General features: G+C 59.3%; 13 protein-coding genes and 1 pseudogene. 3 read left to right on the top strand and 11 right to left on the bottom strand.

What is annotated here, in order from left to right:
* Positions 1-940: 940 nt before the first annotated feature.
* Positions 941-2,064, bottom strand: a pseudogene (locus K5R88_RS22165) (IS481 family transposase).
* A gap of 170 nt (positions 2,065-2,234) precedes the next feature.
* Positions 2,235-2,921: a Crp/Fnr family transcriptional regulator gene (locus K5R88_RS22160; protein ID WP_008034098.1), complete on the bottom strand. Its 687-nt coding sequence runs from the start codon at positions 2,919-2,921 to the stop codon at positions 2,235-2,237.
* Between the two features lie 84 nt (positions 2,922-3,005).
* Here K5R88_RS22160 and K5R88_RS22155 point away from each other — a divergent pair, with 84 nt between their 5' ends.
* A complete protein-coding gene (locus K5R88_RS22155; RefSeq protein ID WP_008039690.1) occupies positions 3,006-3,524 on the top strand; it encodes an Mpo1 family 2-hydroxy fatty acid dioxygenase in 519 nt (172 codons plus the stop codon).
* Positions 3,525-3,632: 108 nt separating this feature from the next.
* On the opposite strand, the gene K5R88_RS22150 is transcribed toward K5R88_RS22155, so the two are convergent.
* The 6 genes from K5R88_RS22150 to dibA all read right to left on the bottom strand — a co-directional run bounded on the left by K5R88_RS22150 (position 3,633) and on the right by dibA (position 10,002).
* Positions 3,633-4,622 (bottom strand): sulfate/molybdate ABC transporter ATP-binding protein, encoded by a 990-nt coding sequence (locus K5R88_RS22150; RefSeq protein ID WP_008039689.1) that lies wholly within the window; start codon positions 4,620-4,622, stop codon positions 3,633-3,635.
* 3 nt (positions 4,623-4,625) lie between these two features.
* Positions 4,626-5,495, bottom strand: coding sequence for a sulfate ABC transporter permease subunit CysW (gene cysW / locus K5R88_RS22145; RefSeq protein ID WP_008034093.1), 870 nt, complete (start codon positions 5,493-5,495; stop codon positions 4,626-4,628).
* Between the two features lie 12 nt (positions 5,496-5,507).
* Positions 5,508-6,326: a sulfate ABC transporter permease subunit CysT gene (gene cysT, locus K5R88_RS22140; RefSeq protein WP_226298360.1), complete on the bottom strand. Its 819-nt coding sequence runs from the start codon at positions 6,324-6,326 to the stop codon at positions 5,508-5,510.
* 172 nt (positions 6,327-6,498) lie between these two features.
* Positions 6,499-7,512 carry a sulfate ABC transporter substrate-binding protein gene (locus K5R88_RS22135; RefSeq protein ID WP_226298359.1) on the bottom strand — a complete coding sequence of 338 codons (1,014 nt, stop codon included), beginning with the start codon at positions 7,510-7,512 and terminating at the stop codon, positions 6,499-6,501.
* Between the two features lie 69 nt (positions 7,513-7,581).
* A complete protein-coding gene (oscA, locus tag K5R88_RS22130) occupies positions 7,582-7,764 on the bottom strand; it encodes a sulfur starvation response protein OscA (protein WP_008034086.1) in 183 nt (60 codons plus the stop codon).
* A gap of 318 nt (positions 7,765-8,082) precedes the next feature.
* Complete coding sequence (dibA, locus tag K5R88_RS22125) at positions 8,083-10,002, bottom strand: phosphodiesterase DibA (RefSeq protein ID WP_226298358.1); 1,920 nt, start codon at positions 10,000-10,002, stop codon at positions 8,083-8,085.
* Between the two features lie 147 nt (positions 10,003-10,149).
* On the opposite strand from dibA, the gene desA reads away from it, so the two are divergent.
* Positions 10,150-11,337, top strand: a complete 1,188-nt coding sequence (desA, locus tag K5R88_RS22120; protein ID WP_008034081.1) for a delta-9 fatty acid desaturase DesA — start codon at positions 10,150-10,152, stop codon at positions 11,335-11,337.
* A gap of 143 nt (positions 11,338-11,480) precedes the next feature.
* Positions 11,481-12,470 (top strand): GGDEF domain-containing protein, encoded by a 990-nt coding sequence (locus tag K5R88_RS22115; protein WP_226298357.1) that lies wholly within the window; start codon positions 11,481-11,483, stop codon positions 12,468-12,470.
* Positions 12,471-12,591: 121 nt separating this feature from the next.
* On the opposite strand, the gene K5R88_RS22110 is transcribed toward K5R88_RS22115, so the two are convergent.
* The 3 genes from K5R88_RS22110 to gabD all read right to left on the bottom strand — a co-directional run bounded on the left by K5R88_RS22110 (position 12,592) and on the right by gabD (position 16,851).
* A complete protein-coding gene (locus K5R88_RS22110) occupies positions 12,592-13,806 on the bottom strand; it encodes a response regulator (protein WP_226298356.1) in 1,215 nt (404 codons plus the stop codon).
* Positions 13,807-13,933: 127 nt separating this feature from the next.
* Positions 13,934-15,211, bottom strand: a complete 1,278-nt coding sequence (gabT, locus tag K5R88_RS22105) for a 4-aminobutyrate--2-oxoglutarate transaminase (protein ID WP_008039680.1) — start codon at positions 15,209-15,211, stop codon at positions 13,934-13,936.
* A gap of 197 nt (positions 15,212-15,408) precedes the next feature.
* Positions 15,409-16,851 carry an NADP-dependent succinate-semialdehyde dehydrogenase gene (gene gabD, locus K5R88_RS22100; protein WP_008034642.1) on the bottom strand — a complete coding sequence of 481 codons (1,443 nt, stop codon included), beginning with the start codon at positions 16,849-16,851 and terminating at the stop codon, positions 15,409-15,411.
* Positions 16,852-17,035: the final 184 nt, after the last annotated feature.

The raw sequence follows: 17,035 nt of genomic DNA, 5'->3' as shown, positions 1-17,035 counted from the left end.
CCCACCTTTACTGTGACCGGCGGGTTGGGTTTGTGGTTTGGGGTACATATCCGTTTCTGCGGTGATGGCGGCTATTGGTTTCGCCCTTACGGCGAGTCACTTTCGAAAAGCGCGAAAGTAACCAAAGCGCTCTTGCCCCTTTCGTTCGGTGCCTCGCCTAGGCTCGGCATACCCTCGCTCCGGTCCTGCTCCGTGGGCCCGCCGCCATCGGCCATCCATGGCCGGGGGCGGCTAACCCGGCATCCATGCCGGGTTGCCCACTGCGCAGAACCTCCACTCGGCCTCTCGAGGGGGCGCTCAGATCAAAAGCGGAAGGCGAGCTAACGCTCGGCCTAATGAGTGATGAGAAGCAAAAGAAAACGCGATTCCCTGTAGGAGCGAGGCTTGCCCGCGAAAAACGACCGGACAACGCGTTCATTCAGGCAGCACGCGTTATCGTTGACGCCCATCGCCGGCAAGCCAGCTCCTACAATTTTGAATCGTGTGAACCCAATCCATTGTAGGAGCCGGCTTGCTGGCGATAGCGGTGGGTCAGTCGACACATCTATCGCCTGAAAGGACGCCATCGCCAGCAAGCCGGCTCCTACAGGGGAATGTGCAAAAAACCAAAATTAGTGCGGCCACCACAGTGCAGGAGTGTGCACACGACCGAAGAGCCAGGTCGGCTTTCAGGCCGCCTCGGCGGCTGTGGCGGTGGTCGCCCCCTCGAGAGGCCGAGCGCAGGTTCTGCGCAGTGGGCAACCCGGCATGGATGCCGGGTTAGCCGCGCACGGCCAAGGATGGCCGATCGCGGCGGGCCCACGGAGCAGGACCGGAGCGAGGGCATGCCGAGCATTAGCGAGGCACCGAACGAAAGGGGCAAGAGCGCTTTGGTTACTTTGGGGCTTTTTGTACGGACCGGACACATGGTGGACACATGTGCGGGGACATGGTTGACACATTATGACCCATAGTCAGGTTTGCTCACGTCGAACGTTCTTAGGAAGTGATGGCAGAAGTAGACGTCAAAGAGTCCATTTCTTTCAGGGTTGGGCCGTATTGCGATGTGCTGCCCAACCAAGCCCTTGGCGATGCTGAAATAGCGTTTCTGAAAGCGAAATCGGCTGTGATAAACCTTGGCCAACACATCGTCCGGCCCGTATTCAAACTCCGATAGTTGCTGCGGATAAGCCCAGGGGCTAGAGCGATACCGGTCCATCGGCACTTGATAGTTCAACGCTTGATGAGGCCGTTGCAGGTTATAAACCTCCCGCCATCGATCAAACGCGGATTGAGCCTCCTTGACCGTGGAAAATTGACGCCCCTCAAGCACTTCGGCTTTGAGTGAACGGTGGAAGCGCTCGATCTTCCCATTGGTTTGGGGATGGTAAGGGCGGCTGAAGCTGATCCGGATTCCTAAACGAATCAGCCAGATACTCAGCTCTGTGATTTCACCTGGGTTGCGCGGTGAGCCCCATGGCGGGCCGTTATCAACATTGATGCGTGCTGGTAATCCGAAGCGCTGGAATACCTCAATCATCTTTTCCTTCACCGTGGCTCCGCGCTCGTTATCGCAGGCCTGAATAGCCAAATTGAATCGTGAGTGGTCGTCCAACAAAGTCAGGGGGGGCATCGGCCTTCTTGCGTTGAGAAGTGCCCCTTGAAATCCATCTGCCACAGATCGTTAGGCGCATCGTGTTCAAATCTCAGCTTGGCCTCTTGCTCATTCTGAGCAGGCTGAATCAGCCCGTGCCTGCGCAGGACATTGGTGACGGTGCTGGGAGCGATCTGCTTTTTCAAGATGATGCTGATTGTGCGTCCGCCCCATGCGGGATGTTCTTGCCTGAGGGCTAAGACTTCGGCCTCCAAAGCAGCAGGGGTCAGCTTGGGGCTGGTTGCAGGTCTGCGGGACTTCTCTTGCAGTCCCGACTGACCGTGTGTCTCGTAGCGGTTGAGCCACTTGTAGGCCGTTTGCGGACTGATGCCGAACCGTCGACACAGTTCTCGTTTATTGCTGCCGGGTTGCCGTGCTAAGGCAACAAACTCTTCTTTCAGGCTCATGGTATCTCTCGTGTCCCAGGGCATGATGGATTCCCGGCGAAGTTGGCTCGCCGAAAAGTGTCCACCATGTCCCCGCACACCCGTCAACCATGTGTCCGGTCCGTACAGGCTTTTCCAAAGTGACTCGCCGTAAGGGCGAAACCACCAGCCGCCATAACAAAACTAACGGATATCCCCCCAATCGCCGGCCAGCTTTAAAAGATCGCCAACGCCCGCAACCGCTCAGCATCCAGAATCTCAATCTCACCGTACTTCAAATTCAAAATCCCCTGCCCCTGCAATTCCTTGAGCAGCTGATTGGTGGTCTGGCGTGACAGCGACAGCATTGAGGCCAGCTGTTCCTGCGGCAGTTGCAGCACACGCCGCGGCGGGGCGATTTCGCCGTAACCGTCAGCGATCATCAGCAAGCGATGCGCCAACCGTGCAGGCGCCGGCATCAGGCTCAGCTGTTCGAGGTTGATGAAAGTCAGGCGCAGTTTCTGGCTCATCAGCAACGCCAGTTGCCGCCAGTACACCGGCTGCTCATCAAGCAAGGCCAGCAGCGCGGCTTGCGGGATGTGCAACAGGATGCACTGACCGACGCCGAACGCATCGTGGGTACGCGGCTGGCCGTCGAACAGGCAGATTTCGCCAAACCAGTGCGGTGACTCCACGAGGCTCAACAACGCTTCCTTGCCCTGCTCGCTGACAGCGCCGATTCGAACGGAACCTTCGAGCACCGCGTACAAGCCGCACGGCGGATCGCCGCGTTTGAACAGCCGCTGCCCCGACGCCAGGCGCCGCACCTTGGCGCTGGCCAACAGACTATTCTGTAGAGGAACAGGTAGATGACTGAACCACTGCCCCGTTTCCAGGCGCGAACGCCAAACCTGCATGTCCATGAAAACTCCTGGAGATTGTCGCCTGGCTGACAGAGCGAGCGGTGAACCCGGGGCATGATCAATCACCCTACAGGAGGAATAACAATGAAAAGCCTCGTTGACCATCTCAGTCAATACGCCGCCTACCACCGTGATCCGCGCAATATTGCCAGCCACTTTATCGGCATTCCGCTGATTGTGGTCGCTGTCGCGGTGTTGCTGTCGCGGCCGCAATGGGCCGCAGGCTGGCTTTCACCGGCGGTGCTGGTCTCGCTGGCATCGGCATGGTTCTACCTGCGCCTGGAACTGCGTTTAGGCGTGCTGATGACGGTGCTGCTCGGACTGTGCGTTTGGGCGGGTCATGTGCTGGCACAGCAAAGCACGCTGGTGTGGCTGGCGAGCGGCGTCGGGATGTTTGTGATCGGCTGGGCGATTCAGTTTGTCGGGCATCATTACGAAGGACGCAAACCGGCGTTTGTCGATGATGTGACGGGGTTGATTGTCGGACCGTTGTTTGTGGTGGTTGAACTGGCGTTTTTGCTGGGGATGCGACGGGATTTGAAAGAGCAGATCGAGGCGCGGGTTGGGGGTGTTCGGGTCAATCCGAAGCGCGCTGCTGCGTAAGACGCCTTCGCGGGCAAGCCTCGCTCCTACAGGGTTCTGGGTCGATCACATAATTTGTGTACAACCCCAACCACTGTAGGAGCGAGGCTTGCCCGCGAAGTTTTTGCTTTAGATGTTGGCGACTTTCTGCCAGACCTTTGGCTTGAAGAACAAGGTTTCGCCCTTCGCCAGACCGATCAGGCTGTCGTGATCCTTCACCACTTCCGCTTCGATCAAATCACTCTGCCCTTCGACCTTCAACGTCACCCGGGTTGTCGCGCCCAATGGACGGATATCGCGCACTTCGGCCGCGTGGTGATCCTCCAGTTCATGCCGCGACAGCGACACTTCATGCGGACGGAACAGCACGTGTTTGTCTTCGCCCAGATGCAGACGGTTGGAATCGCCGAGGAAGTGATAAACAAAATCGCTGGCCGGGTTTTCGTAGACGTCGCCCGGTGAGCCGATCTGCTCGATCACCCCTTTGTTCATCACCACGATACGGTCGGCCACTTCCATCGCCTCTTCCTGGTCGTGGGTCACGAACACGGAAGTCAGGTTGATGTCTTCGTGCAGCCGTGCCAGCCAGCGACGCAGCTCCTTGCGGACCTTGGCGTCGAGAGCACCGAACGGTTCGTCGAGCAGCAGCACTTTCGGCTCCACCGCCAAGGCACGAGCCAGCGCGATACGTTGACGCTGGCCGCCGGAGAGTTGTTCCGGGTAGCGATCCGACAACCAGTCCAGTTGCACCATGTTCAGCAATTCGTGGACCTTCGCCGCGATCTGGCTTTCAGTCGGGCGCTGGTTTTTCGGTTTCATGCGCAAGCCGAACGCGACGTTGTCGAACACCGTCATGTGGCGGAACAACGCGTAATGCTGGAACACGAAGCCGACGTTGCGATCACGCACGTCGTGGCCGGAAACGTCTTCACCGTGGAACACGATGTTGCCCTGATCCGGGGTTTCCAGACCGGCGATGATCCGCAGCAGCGTGGTCTTGCCGCAACCCGACGGGCCAAGCAGCGCCACGAGTTCGCCGCTTTGAATGTCCAGGCTGATGTCATTGAGGGCCTTGAACGCATTGAAATTCTTGCTGACGTTACGCACTTCGATCGACATGAATTATTCCTCCGCGGCGCTGGCGCGCAGGCGGTTAATACGGTTTTCGCTCCACTGCTTGAGCAGCAGGATGAAGAGCGCCAGGATCAGCAACAGGCTCGCCACAGCGAACGCGGCCACGTGGTTGTATTCGTTGTAGAGGATCTCGACGTGCAGCGGCAAGGTGTTGGTCACCCCGCGAATGTGCCCGGAAACCACCGACACCGCCCCGAACTCACCCATCGCCCGCGCGGTACACAGCACCACGCCGTAGATCAGGCCCCATTTGATATTGGGCACGGTGACGTGCCAGAACATCTGCCAGCCATTGGCGCCCAGCAGGCGCGCGGCTTCTTCTTCCTGCGTGCCTTGTTCCTGCATCAGCGGGATCAGTTCACGCGCCACGAACGGCACGGTGACGAAAATCGTCGCCAGCACGATGCCCGGCAAGGCGAAGACGATCTGGATATCGTGATCCTGCAACCACGGGCCGAACAGCCCCTGCGCGCCGAACATCAGCACGTAGACCAGACCGGCGATCACCGGCGATACCGAGAACGGCAGGTCGATCAGGGTCACCAGAATGCTTTTACCGCGGAACGAGTATTTGCTCACGCACCACGCGGCGCTGACGCCGAACACGAGGTTCAGCGGGACCGAAATCAACACGGCGATGACCGTGAGTTTCAGCGCCGACAGCGCGTCGGGTTCAAGGATCGCGGTGAAGAACGAACCCAGACCATTCTTCAAACCCTGGGACACCACGATCACGAGCGGCAGCAACAGGAAAAGGGCAAACACCAGCCAGCCGAGGCCGATCAGGATTCGCCGTGACGTGGCACTGCCACGGCGGGCAGCGTTCGAGGAAGCAGCAGCAATAGATGATTGGGACATTTCTGCGCCTCCTTATGGGGTTTCAATACGGCGTTGCAGCAAGTTGATCAGCAGCAACAGGACGAAGGAAACCACCAGCATCAGTACACCAATGGAGGTGGCGCCGGTGTAATCGTACTGGTCGAGTTTGACCATGATCAGCAGCGGCAGGATCTCGGTTTTCATCGGCATGTTGCCGGCGATGAAAATCACCGAACCGTACTCGCCGACCCCGCGGGCAAAGGCCAACGCGAAACCGGTCAACCAGGCAGGCAGCAGTGCGGGCACCAGGATATGGCGGAAAACCTGCAGTGGTTTGGCACCCAGGCACGCAGCTGCTTCTTCCACTTCACGCGGGATATCGGCCAATACTGGCTGTACCGTACGTACTACGAATGGAAGCGTTACAAAAGTCAGCGCCAGCGTGATGCCGAGGGGGGTATACGCGATCTTGAAACCCAGGTCCGCAGCAAACTGACCCACCCAACCATTCGGCGCGTACAGCGCAGTCAGCGCGATACCGGCCACGGCCGTGGGCAATGCGAAGGGCAAATCGATCATCGCATCGATGACCTTGCGACCCGGGAAGGTATAGCGCACCAACACCCAGGCCAGCAGCGTGCCGATGATGCCGTTGATGATCGCGGCGTACAGCGCGGTGCCGAAACTCAGCTTCAACGCCGCCAGCACGCGGGGCGCCGAGATGGTCGCCCAGAACTGATCCCAGGTGAGTTGAGCGGCATGCACGAACATCGCCGCCAGTGGTATGAGCACAATCAGGCTGAGGTACACCAAGGTGTAGCCCAGCGTCAGCCCGAAGCCGGGTATGACGGGGGAGATACGACGCGACATAAAAGTCCTTGGTTGAAAGCAATCTGCTAAACGCACCTGTGGGAGCGGGCTTGCTCGCGAAGAGGGCATATCAGTCAACAGTTACGTCGCCTGACACACCGCCTTCGCGAGCAAGCCCGCTCCCACTTGGTACGCGCCTAAGCATCAGGCTCGTTGTGTGGCTTGAGTCAGGTTACTGCGCCGAGTAAATCTGGTCGAACACGCCACCGTCATTAAAGAATTTCGGTTGCGCGGTTTTCCAGCCGCCGAAGTCTTTGTCGATGGTCACCAGTTCCAGTTTCGGGAACTGCTGGGCGTATTTGGCGGAGACGTCCTTGTCACGTGGACGATAGAAGTTTTTCGCGGCAATTTCCTGACCGGCCGGGCTGTACAGGTGCTTGAGGTACGCTTCGGCGATCTGCTCGTTGCCTTTTTTCTCGGCGTTTTTGTCGACGACCGCCACTGGAGGCTCGGCCAGGATCGACAGCGAAGGCACGACGATCTCGAACTTGTCGGCGCCGCCGTCTTCTTTCAGCGCCAGGAAGGCTTCGTTTTCCCAGGCCAGCAACACGTCGCCCTGACCGTTGTTGACGAAAGTGATGGTCGAACCGCGAGCACCGGTGTCCAGCACAGGTACGTGCTTGAACAGGGTTTGTACGTATTCCTTGGCCTTGGCTTCGTTGCCACCGTTGGCTTTCAGGCCATAGGCCCAGGCCGCGAGGAAATTCCAGCGTGCGCCGCCGGAGGTTTTCGGGTTTGGAGTGATGACCGACACGTCGTTCTTGATCAGGTCGCCCCAGTCCTTGATGCCTTTAGGGTTGCCTTTACGCACCAGGAACACGATGGTCGAAGTGTACGGCGTGCTCGCTTCCGGCAGACGCTTCTGCCAGTCCGCCGGCAGGGTCTTGCCGAGTTTGGCGATTTCGTCGATGTCACCGGCCAGGGCCAGGGTCACTACGTCGGCACGCAGACCGTCGATCACCGCACGACCCTGCTTGCCCGAGCCACCGTGGGACTGCTGGATTTTCACGGTGTCGCCAGCATGGTCTTTCTGCCAGTACTTGACGAACTCGGCGTTGTAATCCTGATACAGCTCACGAGTCGGGTCGTACGACACGTTGAGCAGCTCATAATCCTTGGCAACCGCAGAACCAGCAAAAAGGGCACTGGCCAGTGCGGCCAAAGCGAAATGACGAATCGACGACATGGTGAAAGCTCCTGGAATTCTTGGTGTGTTGGCTTTTTTTATGAAGTGCTGGAATCGGTTGCCGGTTGCTTAGCTCGACTTGGTGCTCGGGTTCTGCAAACGGAATTTCTCTTTACGCTCGATCTGGACCACTTGAGCGTTGTGTACGGTGATTTCCACGGCGCCAAATCGCAGATCGCGCAGGGCGCTCTGGATCTCACGCAAGATGGTGGCTTCGTCTTGACCGTCAACGCTACGTAGGGATGCGCTCATGGTGCTGCTCCTTCAACTGAGAGGTTGCCTGGCAGTGGGCGGCACTGCTTGCGGCGTGAGGCCAATAGTAGATAGGTGCGGATATTCTTAAAAAGACTATTTAAGAATGTTTATATAACCAAAAGAAATTATTTGCCGGGACGAGGGTTTACGTCTGCGCGACGGATCAAGGATCCAAAAATCAGCCCCTACACGATCCTTGTAGGAGCATGGCTTGCCAGCGAAGAGGCCCTTGAAACTCACCTAAATATCGAGACCGCCTTCGCTGGCAAGCCATGCTCCTACAGAGGTCTGCGTGTGGCGGTAATTTTTGTGTGGTCAGTGGATCTCGGGGGCGTGCATCCAGTCCAGTTGCCCCGCCGGCACCGGTCGGCCGAACCAGTAGCCCTGACCAAGATCGCAACCCTGCTCCAGCAGGAAACCCGCCTGCTCGACCTGCTCGATCCCTTCGGCATGCACCTGCATGCCCATGCTTTGCGCCAGGGCGATGATCACGCGCACGATGGCCGCGTCGTCGTCATCCCAGGGCAATCCGGCGACGAAGCCCTGGTCGATCTTGAGTTTCTGCACCGGCAAACGCTTGAGTCGCAACAGTGACGAATACCCCGTGCCGAAATCATCGATGGCCAGCCGTACGCCGAGCTCGCGCAAACGATGCATCTGCTCCAGGGCCACTTCCGGGTCATCCATCACCGCACTCTCGGTGACTTCCAGCTCCAGATACGCGGGATCCAGCCCGGTGTCGCGCAGCACCTGCGCCACCTGCTGATACAGCTCACGGCGCGCGAACAAGCGCGATGAAACATTCACCGCGACAAACGACAACGCCACCCCGGCCTGCTGCCAGTGGCACATCTGCCGGCAAGCCTGCTGCATGACCCAGGCATCGATCTCGGCGATCAATCCGGTGCGCTCGGCGATGGGGATGAACTCCGCTGGCGACACCAACCCCCGCTGCGGGTGCTCCCAGCGCACCAGCGCCTCGACACCGACCAGGCGACGGGTCTTGAGGTCGTGAACCGGCTGGTAATACACGCGCAATTCCTGCTGCTCCAGCGCGCGGCGCAATTCGGATGCCGTCTCGACCCGCTGTTGCGCATGGGCGGTCAATTCTTCGGTGTAGAGCGCGTAACCGTCGCGACCAGCGCTTTTGGCCTTGAACAAGGCCGAGTCGGCGTTGCGCAGCAGCTGTTCAGCGCTCAAGGCATCGCCGGGGAACAGGCTGATGCCGATGCTGGCGTTGATAAACAGCCGATGACCGTCAATGTGAAACGGCTCCTTGAGACCGTCGACGATCCGCTGGGCCAGTGCTGCGGCATGCACCAGCTGCGGGCAACTTTCAGCCAGTACGGCGAACTCATCGCCGCCCAGCCGCGCCAGCGTGATGCCCGGGCCGAACATGGCCTTCAAGCGTTCGGCCACGGCCTTGAGCAATTGGTCACCGACCGTGTGCCCAAGGCTGTCATTGATCATCTTGAAATGATCCAGATCGATCATCAGCAACGCACAGCCGCGCTTTTGGATTTGCGCCGACGCCAATGCCTGCTCGGCACGGTCGGTGAACAGCAGGCGGTTGGGCAGATCGGTCAGTGGATCGTGATGCGCCAGGTACTTGAGTTCGTGCTCGGAATCCTTGATCGCGCTGATGTCGGAAAACACCGCGACGTAGTGGCTGAGCTGGCCCTGGTCGTCGTGAATCAGGCGGATCGTCTGCCATTGCGGGTAGATCCCGCCGTTTTTGCGACGGTTCCAGATCTCGCCGCTCCACTCGCCACAACGGTTGAGCGTGGCGAACATCGTCTGGTAGAAACTCGCCGGGTGGTGGCCGGACTTGAACAGGCTGGGTTGCTGGCCCAGCACTTCTTCGCACTGGTAGCCGGTAATTTCCATGAAGGCGCGGTTCACATGGACGATCACCCCATTACGGTCGGTGACCAGCACGCCTTCGCGGGTGCAATCGAACACGGCGGCGGCCTGACGCAAACGCTCCCGGTCTTCATTGCGCTCACGCAATTTGGCGCCGATCCCCAGGCAACGGAACAACCGAGCCCGGGCGAGGAAGATCAGCCCGGCGCTGAGCACCACCCAAACGTAACCGTTGATCAGTTGCCATCGCAGTAACTCATCGGAGCTATCGAAGAAACTGTTCAATAAATAACCACTGAGCTCCAGCCAGACGACGGAAAGCAGCAGGTAAAGCAGCGATGCACGCATGGCATCGCGATAGGTGGCAGACATTCGGCCGTCCATGTCCCTACAAAAGGGTTGGAATTATAGGTTAATGAAACATCAAGCCACTCTTATCTGAAAGGGCGACTGGTTTTATCTGTGGGCTTAGTGATAATGCAACGGCTGTTTTTTTCTTTATCGAGGGCGCTATAGCCTATGTGGTACGAAGGTTTTCTCGGCTTGTCGCCCTGGTCACTGGTGGCAGTCACCCTGCTGATGACCCACGTCACGATTATCGGCGTGACGGTCTATCTGCATCGTTATTCAGCCCATCGCTCGCTTGAGCTCAATGCCGGCCTGAAACATTTCTTCCGCTTCTGGCTGTGGCTGACCACGGCGCAGAACACCCGCGAGTGGACCGCCATCCACCGCAAGCATCACGCCAAATGCGAAACCGTCGATGACCCGCACAGCCCGGTCATCAAGGGCTTGTCCACCGTTCTGCGCAAAGGTGCCGAGCTGTACCGAGCCGAAGCGGAAAACCCCGAGACCCTGCGCATCTACGGCAAGAATTGCCCCGAAGACTGGATCGAACGCAACCTCTACAGCCGTTACCCGCTGTTGGGCGTGGCGATCATGGCCGTCATCGACCTGCTGCTGTTCGGCACCATCGGCATCACCATCTGGGCTATCCAGATGATGTGGATCCCGGTCTGGGCCGCCGGTGTGGTCAATGGCCTGGGCCACGCCGTCGGCTACCGCAACTTCGAATGCCGCGATGCGGCGACCAATCTGGTGCCCTGGGGCATCCTGATCGGCGGTGAAGAACTGCATAACAACCATCACACCTATCCTAATTCGGCAAAACTGTCGGTGAAGAAGTGGGAATTCGACCTCGGCTGGGCCTGGATCCAGGTCTTCAGTTTCCTGCGCCTGGCCAAGGTTCAACGAGTTGCGCCGATTGCCCACCGGGTCGAAGGCAAAGGCAACCTGGACATGGACACCGCCATGGCCATCCTCAACAACCGCTTCCAGATCATGGCCCAGTACCGCAAATTGGTGATCGCGCCGCTGGTCAAACAAGAGCTGGAAAAGGTCGATCACTCGGTCCGTCACCAATTCCACAGGGCCAAACGCCTGCTCTCGCGGGAAACCAGCCTGCTCGATGACAAACACCACCTGCGCATCCAGACCATGCTCGAGCACAGTCAGGCGCTGAAGGTAATTTACGAGAAACGACTGGCCTTGCAGCAGATCTGGGTCAAGACCAGCTCAAATGGTCACGACATGCTGGCGGCCATCAAGGATTGGGTACACGAAGCCGAAGCCAGCGGAATTCAGTCCCTGCGCGACTTCGCCGACCAATTGAAGACCTATTCCCTGCGCCCTGCCGCTACTGCCTGACACCGTTGATCGGTGCGCCCCGTCCGAGGGCGCACCCTTCGGAACTTAGCTCCAAATCCCCTATCTCAAAGACACTTCGCCACTACGGCGGGCTTTGTTGTGGCCGCTGTCGAACACGCGGCACGTCCTTGAGATTTGTGTCGATGGTCAATAAGAACCTGCAAGACTCATCCCTACCCCAGTGGCCGGAAGCCGCGCAAACCCTGATGGTGCTGATGCATGCCCAAGGCGAAGTCGCGCGCCTGAGCGAACGCGAACAGCTGTTCAGCTCGCTGCTGGTGAGCGTTAACGCGGTGCTTTGGGCGTTCAATTGGGAAACCCGCCAGGTGCTCTACGTGAGCCCTGCCTACGAACGGATTTTCGGTCGGCCCGCCGGCCTGTTGCTGGCCGACGCCAATCAGTGGCGCGATAGCATTTACCCCGACGATCTGGAGTACGCCGAGCGCAGCCTCGCCGAGGTGCTGGTCAAAGGCGCCGTTGAAGATCGTGAGTACCGCATCATTACCGCCGACGGCCAGGTGCGCTGGCTCAGCGACAAGTGCTTCATCAACCGGCAAGCCGAACCGGGTCAACCGCTGATCATCGTCGGCATTGCCGAAGACATCACCGACAAGAAGCAGATGGAAAGCGAGTTGCATCGCCTGGCTACCACCGATGTCCTGACCCAGAGCAGCAACCGCCGCCACTTCTTCGACTGCGCCCACCTTGAATTCGAACAGGCAAGAAAAAAAGGCACGCCGTTGGCGTTTCTGTTGCTGGACATCGATGACTTCAAATTGATCAACGACACCTACGGCCATCCGGAAGGCGACAACGTGCTGCAACGGATCGCCGAGTGCGGGCAAGCGGCTTTACGGCGCGGTGACGTGTTCGGACGCATTGGTGGTGAGGAGTTTGCGGCGGTGTTCCCCGGTTGCGCACCGGACATGGCCATGCAAGTGGCCGAGCGCCTGCAACGGGAGATTCAGCGGTTGAGCTTCAGCCATGACGACCAGACGTTCGGCATCACCGTCAGCCAGGGATTGACCAGCCTGACGGCCGAAGATTTAAACCTGGATAGCCTGTTCGCCCGCGCGGACGCGGCGATGTACGAAGCGAAGCGCCAAGGCAAGAACCGGATCATCTCCGGCTGAAACCCCAACACAGATCCCTGTAGGAGCCGGCTTGCTGGCGATGGCATCACCGCGGTTAATCAGCCACACCGCGTTGTCCGGATCGCCAGCAAGCCGGCTCCTACAGGGTTTGGAGACAGGTTTATTTTTTGCGCAAACGCATCAATTCCGGCAAGCCAATCTTGAGCAACCGCGCCGTCCGGCTCTTGGCCAGTTCCTCGATGCCTTCATGCTCATTCAATCGCGCCAACTGCGCCGCCATGTTCATCACCAGCGCTTCGCGCGAGTAAACCCCGCCACCGAGCTGGTAGACCGCCGCAATCAGCTCTCGCAGCTCCAGAGGCAGGCGCCAGCGCGTACGCAGCGCCGAACCATAGGCTGCACCGAACTCGGCCAGTGCATCACCGACTTCCTCCCATTCATCCAGCTCTCCACCGGACTGCTTCCATTCCTGCAAACACCGCAGCAACGCAAGGTCACCCAAGCGATGCAGCATGCCTGCGCAGTAACAGCGCTCCTGGTCCAGATCCAGCAAGCGTGCCAATGTCCGGGCGTATTCAGCGGTGTGCAGCGAGAGGTTCCAGTAGCGCTCGGCATAATCGCCCAACAGCGGATCGCTGAGCCGCGCACTGCGCTTGAGCGCCAGCCCCAAAATCAGATTCATGCTCTGTCCGGTGCCCAGCCGATGCAGCGCCTGGGACAGGGTTTGTACCGCCGCGCCGTGATGCTGGGCTGCACTGTTGGCGGCGGCGATCAGGACGGCAGTGATCTGTGGATCAACGCGGATTTCATCTTCGAGCAACTTCAGGTCAAGGCCATTGGGATTAAGGCTGCGCTTGACCGCCAGTTCCACGTCGGTCATCAGCGGCGCACCGTCGGTAAACTCACGACGACATTCCAGGTACGCCGACAAGCTCATGCCCGGCGCCAACGTCGGCACCTCACACGAGACCTGTTCCCCGGCGTTCAGCAGCAGATCCTGCAGACGGTGGGTCAGGCTTTCCATGTTCAGGGGTTTGGTCAGGTACGCCGAGGGCGCCAGGGGCAAGGCTTCGCGCACGCTGGCGCTGTCGTTGCGGGTGCTCATCAGAATAAAAGGCAACGGCGGATTGCGTTTGCGCTGGCGGACGTTGCGCAAGACATTCAAACCATCGACACCGGGCAATTCCCAGTCGACGATCACCAGGTCATACGGATTTTCCGCCAGCAGCTCCAACGCCTGTTGACCGTCGGCACATAGATCCAGCCGCGCGTCACAGCGCACTTTCAACAGCACCTGCTTGAGCAAGTCGCGGGACCAGGGGTCAGCTTCGGCAATCAGCACACGCGGTACGGCGGGCAAAACTACAGCGGTCATCTGCATACTCCATTTGCACTGCTTGCACCTTAGTCAATGCGGGCCATTTGAAAAAGTGCGGCAGGTTCTGCAGTCACGAAAAAACCCGCCGAAGCGGGTTTTTTGTCGATCAGGTCACACTCGGTGATCAGAGCTCGGCGAAGCACTCTTCGATGATCGCCAGGCCTTTGTCCAGTTGCTCGTCCGGCGAGGTCAGCGGTACCAGGACGCGCAGAACGTTGCCGTAGGTGCCGCAGGACAGCAGGATCAGGCCTTTTTCACGAGCCTTGGCCACGACGGCAGCGACCGCTGGAGCGTTCGGCTTGTGGCTGTCGCCATCGACGAACAGCTCTACCGCGATCATCGCGCCCAGGGCACGGACTTCGCCGATCACCGGGTACTTGGCCTGGATGGCCTTGAGGCCAGTGACCAGACGCTCGCCGACTGCCTTGCAGCGGTCCAGCAGGTGCTCTTCTTCGAACACTTCCATCACGGCCAGGGCCGCGGCGCAAGCGATCGGGCTACCGGCGTAGGTGCCGCCCAGGCCGCCTGGAGCGATGGCGTCCATGTATTCGGCCTTGCCGCACACACCGGCCAGCGGGAAGCCGCCTGCGATGGATTTGGCGAAGGTGGTCAGGTCGGCGGCAACGCCCATCTGTTCCATGGCGAAGAAGGTGCCGGTACGGCCAGCGCCAGTCTGCACTTCGTCAGCGATCAGCAGGATGCCGTGCTGGTCGCACAGGGCGCGCAGGCGCTTCATGAACTCTTTAGGCGCGACGTAGAAACCGCCTTCGCCCTGAACCGGCTCGATGATGATGGCAGCGATGTCACGCGGCTCGGCGTCGTTCTTGAAGATGCGTTCGATGCTGGCGATCGAATCGTCGATGCTCACACCGTGCAGTTCGTTCGGGTACAGCGCGCGGAAGATGCCGCCTGGCATCAGGCCCATGCCGGCCGAGTAAGGCACGACTTTACCGGTCAGGCCCAGGGTCATCATGGTGCGACCGTGGTAAGCGCCGGTGAACGCGATCACGCCGGCACGGCCAGTGGCGGCACGGGCGATCTTGATGGAGTTTTCAACGGCTTCGGAACCAGTGGTCACCAGCAGGGTTTTCTTGGCGAAATCACCTGGCACCTTGGCGTTGATTTTTTCGCACACTTCTACGTACGGCTCGTAGGCCAGTACCTGGAAGCAGGTGTGGGTCAGCTTGTTCAGCTGCTCGGTCACGGCGGCGATGATTTTCGGGTGCACGTGGCCGGTGTTCAGCACGGCGATACCGCCGGCGAAGTCGATGAACTCGCGACCTTCAACGTCGGTCACGGTGGCGTTCTTCGCGGACTCGGCGAAGATCGGGTGAATCTGGCCAACACCGCGTGGTACAGCGGCTTCGCGGCGTTTCATCAGGGAAGCGTTAGTCTTGCTCATAAAGTCCTCATTCACCGCTCATCGGGCGGCGTGGTTCAAGGAAAATGCAGCGGGGAGGCAACTGAGGCAGCATGCGATGATCGACTGCCACAGCGTTCCCGGCCACAGAGAAAATTCCGGTTGAAGCACGCAAAGGGTCAGCGCTCTCGTGCCCTTTGCGTTTGAAGCAATGCCTTGCCGGGCTTATGCCCTCGAGCTTAGATGCCCAGGCAGAGGTATTTGATTTCCAGGTAATCTTCGATGCCGTACTTGGAGCCTTCACGGCCCAGGCCCGACGCCTTGATGCCGCCGAACGGCGCGACTTCGTTGGAGATCAACCCGGTATTGACGCCAACCATGCCGTATTCCAGGGCTTCCGCCACACGGAACACACGACCCAGGTCGCGAGCATAGAAGTACGAGGCCAGACCGAATTCGGTGTCGTTGGACATCGCGATCACGTCGGCTTCGTCTTTGAAGCGGAACAGCGGCGCCAATGGACCGAAGGTTTCTTCCTTGGCCACGGCTGCGTTGTTCGGCACGTTGGTCAGGATGGTCGGCTCGAAGAAGTTGCCTTCCATCGACTTGCCGCCAGCCAGAACAGTTGCGCCTTTGGAAATGGCGTCAGCGATGTGCTCTTGCACCTTGGCCACGGCTTTTTCGTCGATCAGCGGGCCAGTGGTGGTGCCCACTTCCAGACCGTTGCCGATCTTGAGTTTGGCCACAGCCACTTTCAGTTTTTCAGCGAACGCATCGTAGACCGAATCCTGAATGTACAGGCGGTTGGCGCAGACGCAGGTCTGGCCGTTGTTGCGGTACTTGGAGATGATCGCGCCTTCGACGGCCTTATCCAGGTCCGCGTCGTCGAACACGATGAACGGCGCGTTGCCGCCCAGTTCCAGGGACACTTTCTTGATGTCCTTGGCGCATTCAGCCATCAACTGACGACCGATTTCGGTCGAGCCAGTGAAGGACAGTTTGCGAACGATCGGGTTGCTGGTCAGCTCGCTGCCGATGTCGCCGGCGCTGCCGGAAACAACACTGAACACGCCTGCAGGAATGCCGGCACGCTGAGCCAGTTCAGCCAGAGCGAAAGCGGAAAACGGAGTTTGCGAAGCAGGCTTGAGCACCATGGTGCAACCGGCGGCCAGGGCCGGGCCAGCTTTACGGGTGATCATCGCAGCCGGGAAGTTCCACGGGGTGATTGCAGCGGTCACGCCGATAGGCTGCTTGATCACGATCAGGCGCTTGTCTGGCTGGTGGCCCGGAATCACGTCACCGTAGACACGCTTGGCTTCTTCGGCGAACCACTCGATAAAGGAAGCGGCGTAAACGATTTCGCCCTTGGCTTCGGCCAATGGCTTGCCCTGCTCCAGGGTCATCAGGCGAGCCAGGTCGTCCTGGTTCTCGATGATCAGCTCGAACCAGCGACGCAGCTTGTTGGCGCGGTCCTTGGCGGTCAGTGCACGCCAGGCCGGCAGCGCTTTGTCAGCAGCTTCGATCGCACGGCGGGTTTCAGCAGCGCCCATTTTCGGCACGGTGCCCAGAATTTCGCCCGTTGCCGGGTTGTTGACCTTGATCGTCTGACCATTGTCCGCATCAACCCAAGCGCCATCGATGAAGGCTTGCTGGCGGAACAACTGGGTGTCTTTAAGCTGCATGTCGGCTTTCCTTAACAGCACCGCGGCACGCGCGGAGCAAATTATGATTGTAGAAAGGCGCCTCAAAGGCTGCCGTCAGGGAAATCATTCACCGGGCTGAAGCACATAAATAGCGCACGGAATGTACTCGTGCGGTTCAGCACCCAGACAAGAGCGTTTGAAATCTCAAACGAATCCTAGGATC

The sequence above is a fragment of the Pseudomonas sp. MM213 genome (genome assembly GCF_020423045.1).
GTDB classification, from domain to species: Bacteria; Pseudomonadota; Gammaproteobacteria; order Pseudomonadales; family Pseudomonadaceae; genus Aquipseudomonas; species Aquipseudomonas migulae.
Note: the sequence above shows the minus strand (reverse complement) of the source record. Positions and strands in the feature narration are given on the sequence as shown.